Source organism: Enterocloster citroniae, from assembly GCF_040545455.1.
Classification (GTDB): Bacteria; Bacillota; Clostridia; order Lachnospirales; family Lachnospiraceae; genus Enterocloster; species Enterocloster citroniae.
The window spans coordinates 210,451-231,769 of record NZ_JBEPLZ010000006.1; the positions used below are offsets into that span (position 1 = coordinate 210,451).

A 21,319-nucleotide genomic window follows, 5' to 3' on the forward strand; every position below is an offset into this window, starting at 1 on the left:
CTTCCTAATATAATTCAAACAGTACAAGTTCACCTGCTTCCCTTGCCGCTGCCAGGATGTAATCCTTACCCTCATGGGAAAGCCCCCGTATATTGCTGGGTCCGATCCCTGTCTCCAGCACGGTCCGCAAAAAAGCACCGTTTCCCTGATCCCTGGTAAAGGACAGAACGGACAGTTCTCCTTCCCCTTTCATGGATCCAATAACAAAAACCGGTTTTCCCAAAAGTGTTCCGCCCCAGATTCCATGGGCAAATTCCATTGGGCAGGAATAGATGACTTTCCATTGGCCGTTCACCCGCTTATTGATTGTGGCCTGATTTCCATGAAGCCCTTCAAATGCCAGGATCTCGTCCTCCCCGTCACCGTCTATATCAGCCACAGCAATATCACTGATCTCCCGTTCTATAAGAATCTCCGTCCTCCAATCATCCCCCTTTGTCTTTGGCGCCGTAACACAATACAACGCATTCCCCGATACAAGGGTCACCTGTCTGTTGTCCAGCATTCCCTGCCAGAAACCATGATTTTTGGTTATCCCGTCCCGAATGATGCGGATGTCTCCATGTGCGCCGAAACTGTCCGCCGGCTCCGGGCCTTGCACCGGCTCAGGATGCTCTGCCGGATCGGGTACCTCCAATACCTGTATTCTGCCCGGATGACTCCAGTCCCCCTGGAATTCTCTTTTGGTGCACAGGGTGCAGGCGATCACATACGCCCGTCCCTCCACATATACCACACCGCAGTGATGCAGGTATGGAAGTTTTGCAAGGACCTTTGTAACCCATCCCCGTCCTTCTCTGTAGGCGACAGCCACCTGGGCATCCAGGGCCTGGGCCCCTTTATAGAAATTCTGGACACCTATGAGGCTGCCGTCCTCTTTCCACTGGGCAACATTCATGCAGCCTCCGGGGCCGTTCCACACGATCTCCTCTTCCCGTGATTTAAAATCAATGATCTTGCAGATCCCATGGCGCAGTTCAGATGCGGCTGCTATCTTGATGCCAGTATTGGTATGAAGGACTTCCACACAGTAAATCCCTTCAATTTTACTGAGTACAGACCGTTTCCACTTCATCCGCATTTTCTTCCTCCCATTTCCGATAGCGTACTCTTGGAACTTCCGAACGCACATTTTATATAACTATATTGTAAAGAGATTTTACTGGTCATAGTCATTAAAACTTGTCTATGTATATGTAAATTTTGCTTTTAATCAAATGAAGTGATGATGATTTTTTGTTATTTACATATTCTTACAGTTTTAGTGCGGTTCTGGAGCAATCATTTTTTACATAATTTTATATCTTATTTTTTATTTATTTCAGATAACTTAACTCCATTTAAGGAGGGGGTTATTTCAAATATTTGTAAATTATATTGGTTATTATGCCTTTTCTATCCGAGCTTGTCCATTCTTTTATTGTAATTTCTTCCTATGATCCTGATCCATGTGGTTTTAGCAGGTTTTACATATTTATTTGCAACTTTATATTACTATTTGCTTTAAAACTATTGTAGAATATAGTCAGATTTTGAGAACCGGCCTTAATCATTATTATGTAAAAACTGGTATTTAAAAGAAAGGACTGATACAGAATGGAACATTATGTACTTCCAAAAACCATGACCGCCGTGGTATTAACAGGAACCAATGATCAATACGAGATCCGCCATGATATTGAGACGCCAACTGAACCTGGTTACCAGGAGGTTATCTGTAAAGTAATGGCAATTGCTATCTGCGGTACCGACCCCAAGCTTTTAAAAGGGAAGCCTTACCACTATTGCCCGGAGGAGTATCCCTTTATCATCGGACATGAGTGGTCCGGCATTGTTGTCAAGGTGGGTCCCGGCGTGTTTAATTTGAAAGTAGGCGACCGGGTGGCAGGAGAAGCCCACCGCGGATGCGGCGTGTGTAAAAACTGTAAGGAGGGGCGCTATTCTCTCTGCCTTAATTACGGAAATGACAGCACCGGACACCGCCATTACGGATTTACCACCTATGGAGCATACTGCCAGTATGTGCGGTACAGCTGCGGGTCCCTGACCCCGCTCCCCGACAATGTAAGCTTTGAAGAAGCAGCCATGTGTGACACTGCCGGTGTTGCCTTCCACGGTCTGGAACGTGCCGGAGTCACTCCCGGAGGCACGGTCTGCGTTATCGGGCCCGGCCCTATCGGCCTGATGTCCATGAAGATCGCACGCTGCCTTGGAGCCGCCCATGTGATCGCAGTGGGCCGGGGCGCCCGCCTGAAAGCTGCTGTTGCCACCGGAGCCTGCGACCCGGACAAGGCAATTGATTTTGAAGCATGTGAACGGGACGGCGTGGATGTAGTACAGAAAGTAGTGGAAATGACAGGAGGAATAGGGCCCGACAATGTATATGAGGCAAGCGGAGCCAAGGGCGCCATGGCCCAGGCCATTGAGATGTGTAAAAAGGGCGGGAGTATTGCCCTTCTAGGCACCCCGCCTGAGGGAACCATGGTGGAGATTCCCATGAAAAAGATCACATTTAAGGAACTGGCCCTGTTTGGAAGCAGGGGCAACCCCAATGTGACTCCTGCTGTTGTGAACCTGATGGCAACCGGCCAGCTGCGAGTCAGGGACCTGGTTACCCACACCTTCCCCCTCACCCAGTTCAGACAGGGGATCGATACCTTTGTCAATCGTAAGGGCGGAGCTGTGAAGGTTATCTTCTATCCCAACGAGCAGCCGGAAGTTCCCTTTGTGAAAGCATAAAAAGATACCCTGCCGGCATAACAACCATCATCGTTGTCATGCCGACAGGGTATTCCTGATCTGTTCCTGTATTCCTTCCTTACCATTTCACAGGTGTATCTGCACAGTGGTTGTGTATTTTGGCTGCTCTCAGCGCCACAAAACAGCCGCAGAGCCTGCACATTCCGTTTCTCAGGAATCCGCACTGGCTGCAAGCAGACAGCCTTTCCTGATAGATATGGTCAGGAGTCTTTATATCCTCATCCATATATTCCAGATAATCCTTAAGGATCTGTTCATAGTCCCTGTCGGACAATCCTGTCTGCAGGCACGGAATACAGACTTCCCCGGTTATTGCCATCTCAACCTGTCCCCTCTTTAGACTAACGTTTTACAGTGAGCAGGACAACGGACTTTGAAGGCATTTTAATGTGTATGGTATTTCCCTCAATGACAAAGTCCTCAAACTCCTCCGGCTGGATCTGGTCCGGATGTTCAAAGGTATTCATGGTGTTCATGGCCCCTGATGTGAGGACGGTTCCGCTCACCTTTGAGATCATTCCAAAGTCCGCGATATGGCATGTCACCTCCGCCATCTGGTTTGGATCCAGGTTGACCAGGGTGGCATTGATGTTGCCCAGTGAATCCTTGGAAACAGAGGCATTGATCTGCTTCAGATTTTCCGTGCCGCACTCATAGTCATCTGAAAGCACTGCGAAATCCAGAAGCTTTGCATCCTGGTGCACCTTGTACATATCATATATATGGTAGGTGGGGGTGAGGATCATCTTCTCCCCTTCTGTAAGGACCATGGCCTGGAGCACATTGATGGTCTGGGCAATATTAGTCATGTGGATGCGGTCCGCATGGTTATTAAAGATATTCAGGCTGATTCCGGCCGATACCGCGTCACGAAGGGTGTTTTGCTGGTATAAAAATCCCGGATTGGTTCCTGGTTCATTGTCAAACCAGGTTCCCCACTCATCTACGATCAGCGCAACCTTTTTTTCAGGATCATACTGGTCCATAATGGCAATGTGTTTTGAAACCAGTTCATCCGTAAATGCAGCTGCTTTCATAACGCCAAACCACTGGTCCTCGTCAAAATCAGTGGCTGATTTCCGGGACTTGGAATTATCCCTCAAATAACGCTCATTTCCATCGGGAAGGTATTCGATGATCACCTTATCACCCACCCTTGTATAATAATGGAGGGCAATCGCATCTAAGAACATGGAAGCGTCCCGCATCATGACCTCCGTCCATTTATAATTTGCGCCCCTGGGCCCGGCTCCTATGCGGTAGAGCTTATTATCGCCGTAATCCCTGGCATACAGGTTATAACGGGTCACTTCGTCCGCATAGTACTCTGCCCTCATGCGGCCTCCGCAGCCCCAGTTTTCATTGCCTATGCCAAAGTATTTTAATCTCCACGGCTTCTCCCGTCCGTTCTTTTTTCTTAAGTCCGCCATGGGGGACTGTCCGTCAAAGGTCATATATTCGATCCACTCCGACATCTCCTGCACGGTACCGCTTCCCACATTGCCGCAGATATAAGGTTCCGTGTCCAGCATTTCACACAGGTCAAAAAACTCATGAGTGCCAAAATGGTTGTTCTCCACCACACCGCCCCAGTGAGTATTTACCATGGATGGCCTGGACTCCTTGGGTCCAATGCCGTCACGCCAGTGGTACTCATCCGCAAAACATCCTCCCGGCCAGCGCAGGCACGGGATCTTAATTTTCTTAAGCGCTTCAATGATATCGGTCCGCATGCCTCTTACATTGGGGATCCTGGAATCCTCCCCAACATAGAAGCCGTCATATATACATCTTCCAAGATGTTCTGCGAAATGTCCGTAAATCATTCTGTTGATCGTTGACTTTTCTGCTTTTGCATTGACAATGATCTGGTTTGCCATACTGCAGTCCTCCTAAATAAGATTAGTAAATAATATTTGTATCATCCTTTAACACCGCCGCTCGTAAGACCGGCAATGAAGAATCTCTGGTTAAATAAGAACAGGATCAAGATGGGCAGGATTGCAACAACAGAGCCCGCTATCATCACATCATAATTTGCACTGTAGGGATTGATCAGCGATGCAATTCCTATGGTCAATGTAAATTTGCCGCTGTCCCTCAGCACGATCAGGGGCCAAACAAAACCATTCCAGTTCTGCATGGCAAGGAGTATGGTCATGGCCCCAAAAGCCGGCTTCATCAGCGGCACCACGATCCGGAAAAAGATCCCAAATTCCGTACACCCGTCAATCCTGGCCGACTCCATAAACTCCTGTGAAATGCCGGATACAAACTGACGGAAAAAGAAGATGGCCACAGGGGCGACCATAAAGGGGAAGATAATCCCTCCCACCGTATTGATCAGCTTAATCTTAACGATCAGCTTATAAAGAGGAAGCATGAGGATCTCCAGGGGGATCATCATTACGGCCAGGACCAGCACAAAGATCATGTTCCTGCCCTTAAAGTTATATGCTCCAAGCCCATATCCCACAAAGGAGGACAGAGACAGCGCGCATACGGTAAAAGCCACTGCGTATAAGACACTGTTGGTAAACCATCTTGTATAGATCCCGTTATTATATGTGAACAGGTTGGGATAATTGGACCATTTCATGTCTCCCGGGTTCAGGAAGAACTTCATACCTGCCCGGAATATCTCCTGCCCGTCCTGAAGTGATCCTATGACCAGGTAATAGACCGGAAACAGCATGATCAGGGACACCAGCATAAACAGGATGAAAACCAGTACGGACATCATTCTTCTGCGCGCTTTCATTATGCATCCTCCTTTTTAAACAGACCAAAGAAGTTCAGCTGGAACATATTGACGGTGAGTACGATTGCCAGCAGCACCACGCCGATGGCGGAACCCATGCCGAAATCATTTCTCTGGAACGCCTGCTGGTAAATGTAGCGGACAATGGTCAGGCCGATATCCCCCGGGTTGGTTTCATTCCAGTACACATACCCTTCTGTAAACATTCTGTACCCATTGAGAATGGTCAATGTCAGGATATAGATAATGATGGGTTTGACCTGGGGTATGGTTACGAACACAAACTTCTGGACCGCATTGGCTCCGTCTATGTCCGCTGCCTCGTAAAGCTCCTCGGGAATACTCTGGAGCGCGGACAGGCAGTACACCATATTGATGCCCAGTTCACGCCAGGCTGCCAGCGTGACCATCATGATCATTCCGGTCACATATCCTGTTTTCCATGCTACAATCTCCCCGCCCAGCTTTAAGATAATGGAGTTGAACAAACCGGCTTCCGTTTCCCCGAACATCAGCCTGAAGGCAATACCTGCCACAATAACGGATGTAAGGGTTGGCACAAATATGGCTGACCTGAAGAAGTTTTTGAACTTCAGTATTTTCGAGTTTAAAAATGTGGCAATTGTGATGGGAAGGATCAGCATGATGCTGACCATACATACCATGTAGATGGTGCTGGATTTCAGCGCATTGTAAAAGTGGATATTAAACAGACGCTTGTAATTGTTAAGGCCGATCCATTTCACATTGTTAAATCCCTCTATCTTCTGGAAGCTCATAAGCACCGTATTAATGGTGGGATAGAGGAAAAAGATTAAAAACGATATGATAAACGGCAGGCAAAACAGGTACGGCGCTGCCTTTTTACTGTATAAGATCTTACGAAAACCCCTTATCTCCTTGTTCTGATTCATAAATGCCTTACCTCCTCATGCCAAGGCTGCCGCGGCGGTTCTGACCGGACGCGGCAGCCAGAGGACATCTACTGCTGCGCCCTCAATTCTTCAGCTGCTGCTTTTAACGCCTCTGCCGGGCTCTGGGAGCCATCCACAAACACGCTGTACATGACCGTGTTGTTCACAAGATCCTGCGCCGCAACGGAAAGTTCTGCATTGACCGGTGACGGGCAGCCGTCCACGTATGCGCCCATGATTTCAAAGAAGGACTCATTATAAAAATACTCCATGGGGGCTGTCAGCCTTTCATCCGTCCACACATCAGTCCTTACCGGGTCAAACTGGAGACACTCCCAAATATTTACATTTGCTTCATATGTAAGCTTTGACTCATACAGCACTTCCTTTGCCAGTTCCACGTTCTTGCACTGGGTGGTAATGGCCGTACCGGTTCCCCCAATACCAACCGTTCTAGGCTGTCCCTCCTCAAACACAGGCATAGGACGGATCGCGATCTTTCCTTTCAGATCAGGCATATAGTTTGTAAAGCGTGACATGAACCAGGACGGCATGGTCAGGGATGCACAGCCGCCCTGATTCATCCATGTCCAGAATTCCTCCACGGACGTGGAACCGCCCGGTGCAGCTACCACTGCCCCTGTATCCCAGAAATCCTTCATCCACTCAAGAACCTGTATGTTGGAATCACTGTCCATTGCAACGGTTCCGTCAGGGTTCAGGTAATCCCCGCCGCGCTGTACGATCATAGGCCAGAAGGGACGCTGGTTGGATACTTCATATATGGTCATGGGTATACCTGTCTTTTCAAATACCTGTAAGCCCATCTCCTTGTACTGGTCCCATGTCTCAATGGCATCCACATCCTCAATGGTAAATCCTGCTTTTTCAAGGATCTCCATATTGTAATAGACTACTGAAGCCCCTACATGGGTAGGGATCCCATAGTAGCTGCTGTCCTTCTTATAGAGATCGAATCTGGACTGGACACAGCTGGAAAGTTCTTTTTCCACAATATCATTCAGCGGAACCAGCTGGATATCCCCTTTTAAGAAATTGGAAAAATAGTTAATATTAATATCCGCTATATCGGGAGCGCCCACACCGGACTGCAGGGCGATCAGCAGCTTATTAGCCATTTCCGCATTGGGATAGACCTCTATCTTCAATTCCACCGGGTTATCCCCATGCTTTTCATTGTAAACCTTTTCCCCGAATTCAAACATCTGGTTGTGCAGCTCATTGGATGTCCAGACAGTCACTACATTGCCCTCCCCAGAGCCGGTCTGGCCTCCCGCAGCCTCTGTCTGCGCTGTCTGTGCCGCCTGTGTTCCCCCTGAATTTCCTCCCCCTGCCGTCTCAGAGGAGCCCCCGCCGCACGCTGTCAGCGATAAGGCCATTGTCAGTGCCAGAGCCGGTGCCAATAATTTTTTCATAGAAATACCTCCTTATTATCTTGATGCCATAATAATAAGCAAACAATATGCCAACTCCCGGATATGACCTTACCGTTGAGGCAAAGAACCCCAAAAACCTTGTTTATCCATGCTTTCCCCAAAAACAAAAAACAGGAGAACGTTACGAACCGTTCTCCCATCTCCTGGATGTGTTGCCTTTTTCCGTTGCCCTGAACGTTGCTTCTTGAACACGAACAGATTGGTTATAACAGACCCATTTTCCCCATCTTTCTCCACAGGGTTGTCCGGTTGATGCCTAACCGCCTGGCCACCTCGCTCTTATTATAGCCGCACTCCTTTAAAAGACTTACGACCTCCTCTTTCCGGATTTCCTTGGCATATATCGGATCCGCCGGGGAATCTTGGTACACGGGAGGCATCTGGCCTGGATGCTGGATCGGATACGGCTGTGTATCCGTGTCATTCAGACCCAGGGATTCCTCCACATCCGAGGCATGGACTGTTGTGTCCTGAACAGTAACACTGAGACGTTCCACAATGTTGCGCAGCTCCCGTATATTTCCCTTAAAAGGATAACCGCATAGAAGTTCAACCGCATGTTCGGTAAAATGGTCCGCACATGTCTCAAACTGCTCTTTGTATTTTAGCAGAAAATACTCAGCCAGAAGCCTGATATCCTCCCTCCGTTTCCTGAGAGGCGGTATGGAAAGGTTCAGGACATCCAGCCGGTACAGCAGATCCTCCCTGAAAAGTCCCTCCTGGATCATCTGCTTCAGGTTTTTATTGGTGGCTGCAATGATCCTCACATCAATCTTAACCACCCGTTTTCCTCCCACACGCCGCACTTCCCGCTCCTGCAGGACCCGGAGAAGTTTTCCCTGGAAACTGACAGGCAGCTCCGATACCTCGTCCAAAAACAGTGTGCCGTTGTGCGCCTGTTCAAACAGTCCGGCCTTCCCGCCCTTGACCGCGCCGGTAAACGCCCCCTCCTCATAGCCAAACAGCTCGCTCTCCAACAGGTTCTCGGGAAAGGACGCACAGTTAATGGCCACAAAGGGGCCGTTTTTCCGCTTGCTGGCATTGTGTATGCTCTGTGCCACCAGCTCCTTACCTGTTCCCGTCTCACCATATACCAGCACATTGGAGGTGACCGATGCAAATTTCCTTGCCCGTTGGATCACATGCTCCATCACAGGACTTTGATGGATGATATCAGAAAACTGGTACTTTGCGTAAAGGCCCATCTCATTCAGCTTTGTGCGGATCTGCGCCTCCCTCTGCTGCAGCCTTCCAATGTCGCGGATAGTGATGATCATGCCTTTGTAATTATCCTCGATCATCACCGGGGTAAAATCCACCGCAATGTTCATATCCCTGGTCCGGTAGATCTCATTGTCCAGATGCTGCTTTTCCCTGCATGCCTTCAGATAATTGCGGGTCATAAAAGAAAACTCCTCCTGGAATCCCTTTCCGGCCACCGGGCGCCTGTTTGGGAATATCCTTCCCACATTGGCGTTGGCTATCCTTATGCGCTCCCTATCATCCACAAATATAAGACCGTCCGTTACATTTTCAGCCAACAGTCTTAAAAGTTCCATCTGGCTGGCCTCATATTCCATATTCTTTAAAAGGCTGGCCGCTGAGTTCAGCGCCCGTGCAATGGCCTCCTCACTGTTTTCTATAATACCGGAGTAGACCTTGAACCCATTTTTAATCACGCACTTATTTGCATGGCTGCCGCTGATCAAAGCGTCACAGCCTTCTTCTATGGCACGTTTTACCATGTCCTCGATCTGGTCCGGATTGTCGATCACGTAGACCACAAAATTAATATTAAAAAGAGAGCTCATGGATTGGATATCCTTCATGTTTGAATAATCCCCGATCAGCCCTATCTTCTGACAATTTGTATTCTTCCTGCACTGGGCAATGGCCTTGACAATATCGCTGCCCGTTATGGGGATCTCCACAATGGCCCCGCTGAACCGTTCCCGTATCACATGGATGGAATAGCCCCTGGCAATTACCAGATCGCAGTCATCTTCCACCTCCACGTCATACATTATTGGAAAATATTGGATGGATGCATTGACAAATATCCCCTGATAACACGGCTGGTCCATAAGCCGCCTCACCACAGGTATCAGCTCCGGATATGGGACAAAATATGTAATTTTCCTCAATCTTCCTCCCTCCCCCCGTTATCCCCGTACTTGCTGAAGATCCGCTCCAGGATCAGGTTAAAAAACACTCCCACGCAGGACGGCATAATGAGGATCGCTCCCGGTATGATGGATATCAGACACAGGGCTGCTGTCAGTATAAGGGTGAGAAGAATAGTCCATGGAAGACTCAGTACGCAAAGACAGACGCAATCTTTTATGATCTGAACCATTCCCATCCTGTACTTAGAAATATACGGAAACACATAAACGCCTATCATTAGAAAGAGCAGCCTGGCAGCCACAAATAGGGTCTGGAGCATTTTCATAGCCGCCTGCCCCCTTACCAGGTTCATATCCAAATGGATCGCCCCGAATAACACCCCCAGGATTGCTGCCAACATGGTTGACTGCCTGAAGCTGTTCTTAAAACTGCCCCAGAATGACCGGAAGATATACCCCCTGTCAGATATAAGACATTGCCCTGATGTATGATAAAGAGCTGCCGTGGCAGCTCCCATGGTGATCAGGGGTATGGAAAACATAAACCACAGGAAGCTTACAAATATATAATCCATCCATTTGCTGATTCCTCTGAAAATAATATTATCTACATTAAAAAACTGTTTCATATCAGACCTCCCTATATAATGCCCGCTGACCTGATGAGCCATATGCCGGCAGGCATGGTGAGGACAGGCAAAAACATGGCAGCCACAATAACTGCGGCTCCCGGTTCTCCATCCCCGCCCATCTTTTTCGTCACAATATATGCATTCATGGCAGACGGAACTGAAACTAAAACAAAGGCAGTTGCAATTTGCTCGGAACTGAATCCCAGCCACGTCATGGGAATGACAAATGCCAGCGGTGTGATGACCACCTTATACAAGGAGCCAGCCATACTCCATCCCACCTGGCCCACAAAAGACTGGTCTATAATTTTGCATTTTGACAAACAATATCCCACAATCATTACAAGGAATACGGGTATAACAGATTGAAGGCTGAAAATCAGATTATCCATAGCAAATTTTCTCACATCTTTCTGAATTTTATCACAATGGTTCATCTCATGCAATGCCAGAACCTTTTGCCACATTGCAATGACCACTCTCCATTAATATACATCTCTCATACACTTCTCTCTAAGTTCTGCTCATCTCGTTCTATGGTTTATATTCTCGCAAATATCATGCCAATGCAAATCTCAAGGATCCTATCCTTTCCCATCACGTTTTTACCGCCTTTAAGGCACATAAATACGAGAAAGGGTATCCCGGCATGTTCAAACCGTTGCAGCGCCCGAACGCAATGAACAGACCATGTAACACTTGGCCATGAAAACAAAAGGGGATTTTTATGCAAATGCTGCCGGTATCACAGCCTTTTTACCTTTGGCATTGATTTTGCTTTCATTACTTATCATACGTAACAAAAACCTGTTTTCAGGCAGCATACCAACAGTAAGGAGCGTGACCACAATGAGTTCTATCAAGATTTGTACAAAAAAGGCACTGTTTGACACAGCGCCGGACTTTTATGGGCTTTTTTTCGAGGATATCAACCGTTCAGGGGACGGGGGGCTTTACCCGGAAATGCTCCGCAACCGGGCATTTGAAGATTCCATCCTTCCCAAACGTTGTGAACCCCTTAAGGGAACCTATGGATTTGTAACCCCTGAGGGATGGAGGGACCAGTTTAATAACGGAGAAGGCTTAGAGCGCTGGCTGGAAGGGATTGAAAAAACCCCTGTTCCGGCCTGGTACGCCCACGGTGTCTCCATGGAATTGAATGTTGAGGACAGGTTAAACGCAAACAGGCTGGCAGCCCTGGACCTGACATTTGAACCAGGAGGTTCTGTAACCAACATCGGTTTTCGGGGCCTGTCTCTGGTTCAGGGGCAATCTTATGATCTTTACCTGTTTGCCAAAGGCAGGGTAAAGCTGTCCGTCAATCTGGAATCCGCAGACTGCCATGTCTATGCCAGGGAATCCCTGGATATAGATGCGCCTGAATACACCCGCTTTGATCTTTCCCTCTGCCCTGACCAGACGGATCCGGATGCCCGTTTCACACTGAGCTCCGACAGCGGGGGAACGCTGATGATCGGCTTTATCTCCCTGATGCCGCGGGATACCTACAAGGGACACGGAATGAGAAAAGACCTGATGGAAATGCTTAAGAATACCCATTCCAGATTCCTGCGTTTTCCCGGAGGATGTATTGTGGAAGGCTTTACCAAGGAAACCGCGATCCGCTTCCCCCATATGATCGGCCCTGTATGGGAACGCCCCAGCCACAACCTGATGTGGCATTACCGCACCACCAATGGCCTGGGATACCATGAATACCTGCAGATCTGCGAGGATCTGGACTTAGAACCCATGTACGTGGTCAACTGCGGCCTTACCTGCCAGGGAAGAAAACCAGAGTTCTTTGAGGGGGAGGAGCTGGAACAATGGATCCGGGAAGCCTTTGACGCCATTGACTACGCTATCGCCCCTGCCCGCAGCAGGTGGGGCAGACTGCGCGCCCAGGCAGGCCACCCGGAGCCGTTTAAGCTAACTTACCTGGAAATCGGAAATGAAAATGACAGGGAAGTATACTTTTCCAGGTACGAGAAATTTTATCATGCGATCCACCAGCGTTACCCCCAATTGAAACTGATATCCAACACCCACACGGAAAAGCTGGGACTTCCCACCCAGATCGTGGATGAACACCTGTACAGCACGGCAGACACATTTGTGACCGCTGCCAAAAAATACTGTGATTACCACAGGAACGGACCTGAAATATTCATTGGGGAATATGCGGTCACCAGCGGACTGGATATCGGCAACCTGAAGTCAGCCCTGGCAGAGACCATGTATCTCATGGACGCTGAAAAAAATCAGGACATTGTCCGGCTCACAGCCTACGCGCCCCTGTTCCAGAACGTGGATTATACTGCATGGTATCCCAACCTGATCGCCTTTAACAATCATGCCTGCTACGGAATCCCCTTTTACCACGCCCTGTCCATGCTTTCCAAAAGCCATGGCCAAAGGCTGTTATGTACCCGGTCGGACGTTAAAAACGGTTACCCGGAACCGGAAGGCCTGAATGGTCTCATTGCCTACCAGGAAGGCACGCGGGTACGGAATGTAAAGGTGGACGGACGCCCTGCTGGTTTCTCCCATGGGATTATTGGCAGCGTGACGCACCATGAGGATGGCTCCCTGGAGCTTACCTCCGATTACACAGACCAGCTGGAGGGTTATCCCAACATGGGGCATATCCCCCCGCATACCGCCTTTGTCACCTTTGGGGAGGAAGAAGCATCACACTGCACCTATGATCTGGAGGTTCTGCTATTATCACCGGACCAGGAGATCGATATCGCCGTATGGGCCCACAGCACTCCCATGCTGTTCTCCAGGGATGAGACCGATCCCTTTTATACATCCTGGAACCCTGTTTATACAGACCGGTATGTATGGTCCATCAAACAGGGGCAGGGACGGTTTGCATCCGTCAACCGTTTTAATTACAGCTACTTCGGTTCAACCAGCCCCCTTCCCATACGCTACGGGGAATACAACCATTTCCAGGTAGTCACAAGACATGGGGGATTTGACTGCTACCTCAACGGCCTGCTGGTACAGACAGCTGAGATGGTTCCCTATCCCATGATTGCTGAACTTGCGTCTGAGGATGACACCTATATCTATGTAAAGATCGTAAATTTTGACAAGACCCATGAGGCGGTGGAGATCTGCCTGGACTGCGGCATCCAGGCAATATATGAGGCAGAGCTGTTAACCGGCTGCCCAAAGGATACAAATTCGCTTGAGGAGCCCCTGAAAGTCTCCCCTGTAACCCGCACCTTTGACAATGGGGCGGACACATTTACCTACCAGGCTTCGGCCTATTCATTCTCAGTTCTCAGGCTCAAAAAAGCAATTTTGCGGGAAGTATCATAATTAAAAACAACCCGGCAGTAAGGTACGATCTCCTAAAGGAGATCTCTTGGACCTTACTGCCGGGTTGTTTTAACTCAGCTTATTTTGTTATATATGTTCTATCTCCCCTGTTCTACTTGATATCCAGACCCTGGGCATACAGCTTATATGTCTCCAAACCTGCCAGATCCACATCCTCAAGGGTGATGGGGTCGCCCTTTTTTACATCCCTGAGCAAGGTTGTTCCGTTTAGCAGGTAAAACGGAGCAAGGTCCTGGCCGGATGTTCTTTCCAAAAGTTCAGGAATCAGGCCATCGATTGCATGGTGATGGCCCTGTACCATAAGCTGGGTACCCTTTGGCAGATCCCGCTCAGCAACACCGGCCAGAACAGATACCTGGCGGCACTCAGGATGGGTCCCGATCCCCATAAGGTCTCCCAGGAGAATGGATATGGGAGTCTCAAGGCCCATATAGTGGTATGGATAATAGATGCATGCGTATTTGTCGTTTTTGCTCATCACATGACCTTTACTCTTAAGGATCTCCCACATTTTTTCGTTTTCGCACTTGACAATAATGAACTCTCCGCCACAGAAGCTGGCCTCATCCTTACCCCTCAGGTTGTAGAACACATCCACTACTCCTGTCTTCTTAAGGATTCCTCCATCTTCCTCGGGAATGAAAATGTTGGCCAGTTCGCTGGTCTTGGCCACAGGATAGCTTAAAAACGGAGAGGAAGGCACAAGTCCGGTAATATTGGAAACCAGGTTCATCTCGCAAAGGTCAGCGGAGATAACCCCTGTGTATTTCTCCAGTATGCTGCGGCGCTGATCCAGTGTTTCCACGCCATTATAATACCAGCAGTCCTGCATCTGCGGTATCTTCTCCACAACACCGCTTCCATCCGTGCAGGTAAATTCCCCTGTCTCCCTGTCCCACACAAAATCATATTCGCTGGACTTCCCGGCCGCCACTACCTCCAGGCCCAAAAGCATGGCCCAGGAATAGAGGTCCAGAAGGTTGCGGGGCTGGTCGCCATTGACCAGTGCATACACCGCACCATGTTCTGCAGCCACCTGGTTCAAAAGGGGGCCGCACACACTGTCTGTTTCCTTGGAAACCATATACACATTAACTCCTGCCCGAAGGGCTGCAAGGGCTGCGTCAGAGCTGACCGCCGTATTTCCCGTACACTCCACAAGGGCAGTAATTCCGCATTCCATCACAAGGCGGTAATCACTGACTATAAGGATAGCCTCCTTGGGCGCCTGTTCGATCTCAGGCTTTCCCTCACAGAAAATGATCTGGTCCTCATCATACCCGATTTCCTTTAACACCTCCAGGCACTCCTCTGGATGCCGGGAACAGATAACCCTTAAATCCATATGCTTTACCTTGGGGATCTGGGCAAGCAGCGTGTAGCCATAGCCGCGGGTGGCGCCGATAATGCCTACCTTGGAGGTTTTTCCGGTTGTGTTGTTGATTAAATTTGTATAATCCATACTGATAAGTCTCCTTTACATCCTGAATGTGAGTTTTTTATTATCGAATTACATTTCCACCCTGGATCACATGCTCTACCCTGGAAAGGGCCTTTATATCTTCCAGAGGATTGCCGTCCACAATCACCAGATCCGCAGCTAGTCCTTCCTTGACCGCACCTGTGATCTGGTCCACTCCACAGAGCTTAGCTGCCTGGGTGGTAACGCCTGCAAGCACATTCCTGTTGCTTGCTCCCAACTGTGCAATGTACTGGGCCTCCCTGGCAAGGCTGCCGTGAAGCCCGTCTGTGCCGATTCCAAACTTTAATCCGCCTGCAATGGCCTCTGACAGACAACCGCAGATGATTTCTTTTTCTCTCAGACTTCCCTCCTTGTCATGTGGCGAAAACTTGAACAGCAAATCGTCATTCAGCGCATAACTGGGCGTATACACCACCCACCGGTCCATCTTCTTGACCCGCTCTACCTGTTCCTTTGTTATGTAGTACACATGCTCCAGACAGTCAATTCCCGCCGTAAGGCAGTCATCCAGCCCCTGGCCTCCGGAACAATGGCATGCCGTGGTTATATTTACACTCTTTGCCTCCTCAACCACTGCCCGAAGCTCCTCCGGGGTGATAAAGTGATAGATGAATGGTGTGGCATTGATCACCTTTGTCATAAAGACTTTAAGGAAATCCACCCCTCTGGCAATATTTTCCCTGGATGTCTTTCTAAAGTCTTCCGCACCGCAGTGAGGCATGCCCACGTAACCATGGCCGTGAAGACTTCTCATCCCAATTCCGCTGACTACCAGCCTTGGCCCCTCCAGCCTTCCTTCCCTCTGGGCCTGGCGGCAGGTAACATCAATGTAATATTTGTCTCCAAGGCATCTGGCCGTAGTGACTCCGGCATGAAGGTCGTCATGCATGGTCTTTACTGCCCTCAATGTCTGCTCCGCCTCACAGTCGCTCATCTTTACCAGATGATTAGGTATCCTGGCGTCCAGGGCCAGGTGATTGTGGCAGTCGATCATGCCGGGAATAAGAGTCTTATCTCCCACATCCATAGTAACCGCGTCTTCCAGTCCCTCTACGTCCGTAACCTGCTCATAAATTTTTGAAATTTTGCCGTCTTCCACTAATACGGCACCATTTTTTACCTCAGTTAAATCCTGTCCTTTAATGATCGTCCCTGCTTTTATTAATAATCGTTCCATAATCCGGCTCCTTACTTATCACTTGTCTCAGCTTGTTTTTTTTGTGCCTTTTTATAAAAATACCCTGTCAGCAGCGGAGTTAGGATCGCGCTGACAACTACAGATGCCGCAACCTGGGCAGTCGCCACTTCCACAACAGGATTCAGGGATGGATCCGCCATTGCAACAGAGGCCGGCACTGCAACTGCATTTCCGCCAGTGGTTCCAATAGCCATACCCATGGGATCCGGTTTGCGGCGGATCGCACTGTAGATGTAATAGGTCAGGACACCGGTACATACAACGGTCACAAGTCCCAGGACAATACCGCCTGCACCTGCCTTTACGATTGACATAAGGCTCATGTTAGCGCCCAGCACAAATCCATTAAACGGCAGCAGCATAGCAAGTCCGTTTGTCAGAAGCATCTTAAACTCCTCATCTGCATTTCCCAAAAACATACCGATAAAAAGGGGTACAATCACAGCAATAATGGATATCAGCGGAATTTCTGCCAATCCGGTTGCACCAAGGGCGATCATTGTCAAAAACGGTCCATCGTTTAAGGACAGGATCGCGATTGCTCCCACATCCGTGGAATCGCCGAATTCCTTTGCAAGAGCGGTATAGATCGCACCATTAGAGTTGGTAACTGCCGTAATAACTGCCAATGGAGTCAACCCCAGTATTCCGGCTGGTCCAAACACCCTGTTCAGCCCCCAGCCGATCAACACACCGATTATATACTTTAGTGCGGTCAGGACAGCGCCCTTGTAAAGGGGCATACCAGCCTGCTTAAAACTGATGGTTGCACCGCTGCACAGGATAAACAGTCCTACCAGTGCCGATGTTCCATTTTTGAAAAGCCCGGTTGTAAATCCCCCGATTTCCAACACCTGCGGTATAAACGTGTTGATCACACACCCCAGCAACAGCGGTATTACCATCATTCCCCCCGGAAATTTTTTCATTGTTGCACAAATCTTCATACCTCATCTCTCCTTTGTGGTTATTGCATTCTGTCTCACATGCTAACCACATATATAGCAATTAATGTGCCAAATCAGTCAATCAAACATGGGGGCAGGAAAAAACTCCGCTAAAATACATACAAATCTGTGTTTTTTCCTATCCCCAAATCATTGGTCCCAATTTTAAATATTCCCCAATATTTGTTGCAATTGTTTTAAATCGCAACGCATCATTGTTGCAATCCGTATTTCTTCATCTTTCTCCAAAGAGTAGAGCGGTCCATGCCAAGGATCCTGGCCGCCTGCGTCCGGCTTCCCCCGCTTTGCTTCAGAGCCGAGCGCAGCCTCTCCGGTTCATCCAGGGAAAGAGAGTCCGGCAGAGAATGAGCAGGCGCAGGAAGCGGCCCCCCGTCCAGGTCCGGTGGGTACAGGGCATCCTGAAGATTTTGTTTTGTAATACAATCCCCAGTCTTAAACACACAGGTACGTTCAACTATATTCTTAAGTTCCCGTATATTTCCAATAAAAGGATAATTGTGAAGGGTTGCAAGGGCCCCTGTCTCCAGCCGGGGAACCGGAAGGCGGTTCTCCCTGCTGTGCACGTTCAACAGATGAAGAAACAGCAGTTCCACATCATTTTCCCGCATCCTAAGAGGCGGCAGGAACAGGCGGAGCACATCCAGACGGTACATCAGATCTCTCCGGAACAGTCCCTGCTCGGAAAGTTTTCCAATACTCTTATTGGTGGCGGAAATAATGCGCACATTAACATCAATCACTTTATTGTCACCGATCCTTCGCACCTGTCTCTCCTGCAGTACTCTTAAAAGCTTACTCTGAATGGATAGGGATATCTCCCCAATTTCGTCCAGAAAAAGAGTTCCCCCATGGGCCAGCTCAAAAAGCCCCATTTTCCCGCCTTTGCTTGTCCCGGTAAAGGCGCCTTCCACATATCCAAACAGTTCGCTTTCCAGCAGATTCTCAGGCAGGGCCGCGCAGTTGATCGCTACAAAGGGTCCATTTTTACGCTGGCTGCTGTTGTGGATGCTTTGGGCAAACAGCTCCTTGCCCGTTCCCGTCTCCCCCACAATGATGACATTGGAATCAGAGTCAGCATACCGTTTGGCGTTTTCTATGGTATTGTGAATAATACTGCTCTGATAAATGATGTCATCAAAGGTATATTTGGCCTGGAAGCCCCGCTCGCTTAACTTGCGCCGGATCTGGCTTTCCAGGTCCTGGATCATGGTAATGTCAGAGAGATTGAAAATAACTCCTGACATTTCATTGTTGGCAATGACCGGCGTACAACTCACAGATACAGTAACCTTGGTTCCGGGAATAGCAAGGATCCGCCCTGTTTCCCCCTGCCCGCTGGCAACAACGGAAAGGAACATCTTATGAAGATAGGGAAGAACCTGCTTTAGGGGCTGGTTCATCAGGCTGATATCCCCATTCATCTGACGCACCACCCGGTTACGCACCTTGATTACGCCCCCGGAATCCACATAAAGTAAACCGTCCTTGGATGAATAGATGATGGTCTTATACATCTGGGAAATGATCCGTTCCTGGCGGATCTGGTCCACTGTATGGAGAGTCTCATCCAATGTCTGCAAAACCGTATCCTCCCCTGTCCGTATTATAACAGACGGGATATTGTACTGCCGCGCCAGGATGTTGGCTGAATACCCGCCGATCAGGGCATCGCATCCCGCTGCTTTGGCTTTTTCCAGAGTAGCGGGCAATTCCTCCGGATTGATGGGAGCATAGACTTCCGCGCTTGTCTTAAATAAACGACAGATATCCTTTACCTCATACATCTGCCCGCTGAATCCGCATACTGCGATCTTTTTTGGATGGTAGGTCTCACAGCATTCGGAAATGGCCCTCACCACATCATATCCTGAGATGGATAATCCTATCGTAGGGATCTGTGTGTATTTAGCAGATGTTTTTAGTGCCGAGTACCCCCTTGCAATGATCGCATCATACTGGTCAGCCGGAACATCCAGCGTATCCTCCACTGTCATCACCCGGATATCCGCATTCAGCCGTTGACTCTCAGGATGATGTGCAACCACGTATTCTACCTTATCTTTTAACTCGGGATACGGGACAATAAATAAAAGACGGATCATAGTTTACCCCCATGTTTTATCATAATAGATGTTGCAAAAATGTTGTGTTGCGAAAATGTTGCATTGTTTTGATTATACAACGCTGCAACATTTACAGTCAAGAGACAGAATGGAGGGATCATTTTCCCCATTCCTGTACCGGCGTGGTTTTTGCCTGGAATGTAAAGACATAAAAAAATATTATTACGTCTGGCATGAAAATTGCTGTATAATAGGTATAAATGAAATACCGCAAGGTAAAAGGAGGTATACCCATGGCTGTATTAGGATGCATTGCCGATGATTTCACCGGGGCCAGTGACGCGGCTTCCTTTCTGGTAAAAGGAGGTATGAGTGTCCGCCTTTACAACGGAATCCCGGATCAACCGGCTTTAGAAAAAGGCCCGGACCGCCATCATTCCCCGGATCGCCCTGACGATGCCCAGGCCATTGTCATTGCATTAAAATCAAGAACCCAGGAAACCAGCCGGGCCGTGGCCGACAGTCTTAGGGCCGCCCGCTTTCTGCTGGCTCAGGGCGTTAAGCAGATCTATTTTAAATATTGTTCCACCTTTGATTCCACCCCCAAAGGCAATATCGGGCCGGTAGCCGATGCCTTAATGGACCTTATGAAGGCCCCTTACACATTGCTTTGCCCCGCTCTTCCGGTCAATGGGCGAACGGTGGAACACGGAATGCTCCTGGTCAACGATGTTCCCCTCCATGAGAGCCATATGAAGAACCATCCCCTGACCCCCATGTGGGACTGCAGGATTGATAAGCTGATGGAACCTCAGAGCCGCTATGAATGCCGCTGCCTTACCACGGAAGAAGTGGAACATTTCTCCCCCGGATCATTGGAACAGGTTCTCGGATCCCCCCTCTACCTGATCCCTGATTATAAAGAACCTGAAGACGGCAGCCGGATTGCCGCTGCTTTCGGCCATCTTCCCCTTCTCACAGGAGGAAGCGGACTTCTGGAGCCATTGGCGCAAATGTGGACAAGCAGGCTCTCCTCAGAAGGCCACATACCCGAGAGCGGTACTGATGGAAAGGCCCTGCTGTTGGCAGGAAGCTGTTCCAAGGCCACCCTGGGACAGATCGCATGGTACCAAAGCCAGGGAAAACCATGTTATAAACTGGATCCGGCAGCCATGCTGGATGGAAAGCAGACCCTGGAAGATGCATGGCAGTTCATAGAAACGCACAGCAGCAGCCCTGATACGGTCCTTGTGTACAGCTCCGATACCCCTGAAAAAGTGAAGGAATTCCAAAAACTGGGTATAGAAAAAGTAGCAGACATGCTGGAAGGCACCACAGCCCGGCTGGCAGTCCGTGCCGTGGAACAGGGCTACACCAGGATCATCTCCGCGGGGGGAGAGACCTCCGGCGCAGTGACCAAAGGGCTGGGATTCTCCTCCTATTGGATGGGGGAAAGTGTGGCTCCCGGAGTACCTATCATGGTACCGGCGGAACGGCCGGATATCCGTCTGATCCTCAAAAGCGGAAACTTTGGGCAGGAGGATTTCTTTGGCCGCGCCCTTACAATGACATCCAAGTAACAAGGACACCAACATAATGATCT

General features: G+C 49.1%; 16 protein-coding genes. 3 read left to right on the forward strand and 13 right to left on the reverse strand.

The features are described from left to right. Positions 1 to 4: 4 nt before the first annotated feature. A complete protein-coding gene (locus tag ABID13_RS10370) occupies positions 5 to 1,081 on the reverse strand; it encodes a hypothetical protein (protein WP_048930077.1) in 1,077 nt (358 codons plus the stop codon). Positions 1,082 to 1,596: 515 nt separating this feature from the next. Here ABID13_RS10370 and ABID13_RS10375 point away from each other — a divergent pair. Further along, positions 1,597 to 2,739, forward strand: coding sequence for a zinc-dependent alcohol dehydrogenase (locus ABID13_RS10375; protein WP_045091153.1), 1,143 nt, complete (start codon positions 1,597 to 1,599; stop codon positions 2,737 to 2,739). Positions 2,740 to 2,818: 79 nt separating this feature from the next. On the opposite strand, the gene ABID13_RS10380 is transcribed toward ABID13_RS10375, so the two are convergent. From ABID13_RS10380 to ABID13_RS10415, 8 genes are all read right to left on the reverse strand, one after another. After that, positions 2,819 to 3,079 carry a DUF6171 family protein gene (locus tag ABID13_RS10380; protein WP_007865220.1) on the reverse strand — a complete coding sequence of 87 codons (261 nt, stop codon included), beginning with the start codon at positions 3,077 to 3,079 and terminating at the stop codon, positions 2,819 to 2,821. Between the two features lie 22 nt (positions 3,080 to 3,101). Then, complete coding sequence (locus ABID13_RS10385; protein WP_048930078.1) at positions 3,102 to 4,640, reverse strand: alpha-N-arabinofuranosidase; 1,539 nt, start codon at positions 4,638 to 4,640, stop codon at positions 3,102 to 3,104. A gap of 41 nt (positions 4,641 to 4,681) precedes the next feature. Continuing rightward, positions 4,682 to 5,521: a carbohydrate ABC transporter permease gene (locus tag ABID13_RS10390; RefSeq protein WP_007865217.1), complete on the reverse strand. Its 840-nt coding sequence runs from the start codon at positions 5,519 to 5,521 to the stop codon at positions 4,682 to 4,684. Then, positions 5,521 to 6,435: a carbohydrate ABC transporter permease gene (locus tag ABID13_RS10395; RefSeq protein ID WP_007865211.1), complete on the reverse strand. Its 915-nt coding sequence runs from the start codon at positions 6,433 to 6,435 to the stop codon at positions 5,521 to 5,523. The genes ABID13_RS10390 and ABID13_RS10395 overlap by 1 nt, the downstream gene beginning before the upstream one ends. Before the next feature lie 68 nt (positions 6,436 to 6,503). After that, positions 6,504 to 7,871 carry an ABC transporter substrate-binding protein gene (locus ABID13_RS10400; RefSeq protein WP_007865209.1) on the reverse strand — a complete coding sequence of 456 codons (1,368 nt, stop codon included), beginning with the start codon at positions 7,869 to 7,871 and terminating at the stop codon, positions 6,504 to 6,506. 224 nt (positions 7,872 to 8,095) lie between these two features. After that, positions 8,096 to 10,036, reverse strand: a complete 1,941-nt coding sequence (locus ABID13_RS10405) for a sigma 54-interacting transcriptional regulator (protein WP_048930079.1) — start codon at positions 10,034 to 10,036, stop codon at positions 8,096 to 8,098. After that, positions 10,033 to 10,647: a YesL family protein gene (locus ABID13_RS10410; protein ID WP_048930080.1), complete on the reverse strand. Its 615-nt coding sequence runs from the start codon at positions 10,645 to 10,647 to the stop codon at positions 10,033 to 10,035. Before ABID13_RS10410 ends, ABID13_RS10405 begins: the two co-directional genes overlap by 4 nt. Before the next feature lie 11 nt (positions 10,648 to 10,658). Next, complete coding sequence (locus ABID13_RS10415; RefSeq protein WP_156200094.1) at positions 10,659 to 11,042, reverse strand: AEC family transporter; 384 nt, start codon at positions 11,040 to 11,042, stop codon at positions 10,659 to 10,661. Positions 11,043 to 11,499: 457 nt separating this feature from the next. Here ABID13_RS10415 and ABID13_RS10420 point away from each other — a divergent pair, with 457 nt between their 5' ends. Continuing rightward, positions 11,500 to 13,983, forward strand: a complete 2,484-nt coding sequence (locus ABID13_RS10420; protein ID WP_048930127.1) for an alpha-L-arabinofuranosidase family protein — start codon at positions 11,500 to 11,502, stop codon at positions 13,981 to 13,983. Positions 13,984 to 14,095: 112 nt separating this feature from the next. Here the strand turns inward: ABID13_RS10420 and ABID13_RS10425 are convergent, their stop codons facing one another. The 4 genes from ABID13_RS10425 to ABID13_RS10440 all read right to left on the reverse strand — a co-directional run bounded on the left by ABID13_RS10425 (position 14,096) and on the right by ABID13_RS10440 (position 19,755). Further along, on the reverse strand, positions 14,096 to 15,466 hold the full coding sequence (locus tag ABID13_RS10425; protein ID WP_048930082.1) for a homoserine dehydrogenase: 1,371 nt from the start codon (positions 15,464 to 15,466) through the stop codon (positions 14,096 to 14,098). Positions 15,467 to 15,506: 40 nt separating this feature from the next. Beyond that, positions 15,507 to 16,664: an amidohydrolase family protein gene (locus ABID13_RS10430; protein WP_048930083.1), complete on the reverse strand. Its 1,158-nt coding sequence runs from the start codon at positions 16,662 to 16,664 to the stop codon at positions 15,507 to 15,509. 11 nt (positions 16,665 to 16,675) lie between these two features. Further along, positions 16,676 to 17,632, reverse strand: coding sequence for a 2-keto-3-deoxygluconate permease (locus ABID13_RS10435; protein WP_007871298.1), 957 nt, complete (start codon positions 17,630 to 17,632; stop codon positions 16,676 to 16,678). Positions 17,633 to 17,844: 212 nt separating this feature from the next. Next, complete coding sequence (locus tag ABID13_RS10440; RefSeq protein WP_048930084.1) at positions 17,845 to 19,755, reverse strand: sigma 54-interacting transcriptional regulator; 1,911 nt, start codon at positions 19,753 to 19,755, stop codon at positions 17,845 to 17,847. A gap of 254 nt (positions 19,756 to 20,009) precedes the next feature. On the opposite strand from ABID13_RS10440, the gene otnK reads away from it, so the two are divergent. Beyond that, positions 20,010 to 21,296 carry a 3-oxo-tetronate kinase gene (gene otnK, locus ABID13_RS10445; RefSeq protein WP_048930085.1) on the forward strand — a complete coding sequence of 429 codons (1,287 nt, stop codon included), beginning with the start codon at positions 20,010 to 20,012 and terminating at the stop codon, positions 21,294 to 21,296. Positions 21,297 to 21,319 lie beyond the last annotated feature (23 nt).

What these genes read in the sequence shown, in the direction of transcription:
- ABID13_RS10435 (WP_007871298.1), bottom strand. Translation starts at nt 17,632, where the DNA reads ATGAAGATTTGTGCAACAATGAAAAAATTTCCGGGGGGAATGATGGTA.
- ABID13_RS10380 (WP_007865220.1), bottom strand. Translation starts at nt 3,079, where the DNA reads ATGGCAATAACCGGGGAAGTCTGTATTCCGTGCCTGCAGACAGGATTG.
- ABID13_RS10430 (WP_048930083.1), bottom strand. Translation starts at nt 16,664, where the DNA reads ATGGAACGATTATTAATAAAAGCAGGGACGATCATTAAAGGACAGGAT.
- ABID13_RS10370 (WP_048930077.1), bottom strand. Translation starts at nt 1,081, where the DNA reads ATGCGGATGAAGTGGAAACGGTCTGTACTCAGTAAAATTGAAGGGATT.
- ABID13_RS10425 (WP_048930082.1), bottom strand. Translation starts at nt 15,466, where the DNA reads ATGGATTATACAAATTTAATCAACAACACAACCGGAAAAACCTCCAAG.
- otnK (WP_048930085.1), top strand. Translation starts at nt 20,010, where the DNA reads ATGGCTGTATTAGGATGCATTGCCGATGATTTCACCGGGGCCAGTGAC.
- ABID13_RS10385 (WP_048930078.1), bottom strand. Translation starts at nt 4,640, where the DNA reads ATGGCAAACCAGATCATTGTCAATGCAAAAGCAGAAAAGTCAACGATC.
- ABID13_RS10415 (WP_156200094.1), bottom strand. Translation starts at nt 11,042, where the DNA reads ATGGATAATCTGATTTTCAGCCTTCAATCTGTTATACCCGTATTCCTT.
- ABID13_RS10375 (WP_045091153.1), top strand. Translation starts at nt 1,597, where the DNA reads ATGGAACATTATGTACTTCCAAAAACCATGACCGCCGTGGTATTAACA.
- ABID13_RS10390 (WP_007865217.1), bottom strand. Translation starts at nt 5,521, where the DNA reads ATGAAAGCGCGCAGAAGAATGATGTCCGTACTGGTTTTCATCCTGTTT.
- ABID13_RS10420 (WP_048930127.1), top strand. Translation starts at nt 11,500, where the DNA reads ATGAGTTCTATCAAGATTTGTACAAAAAAGGCACTGTTTGACACAGCG.
- ABID13_RS10400 (WP_007865209.1), bottom strand. Translation starts at nt 7,871, where the DNA reads ATGAAAAAATTATTGGCACCGGCTCTGGCACTGACAATGGCCTTATCG.
- ABID13_RS10440 (WP_048930084.1), bottom strand. Translation starts at nt 19,755, where the DNA reads ATGATCCGTCTTTTATTTATTGTCCCGTATCCCGAGTTAAAAGATAAG.
- ABID13_RS10410 (WP_048930080.1), bottom strand. Translation starts at nt 10,647, where the DNA reads ATGAAACAGTTTTTTAATGTAGATAATATTATTTTCAGAGGAATCAGC.
- ABID13_RS10395 (WP_007865211.1), bottom strand. Translation starts at nt 6,435, where the DNA reads ATGAATCAGAACAAGGAGATAAGGGGTTTTCGTAAGATCTTATACAGT.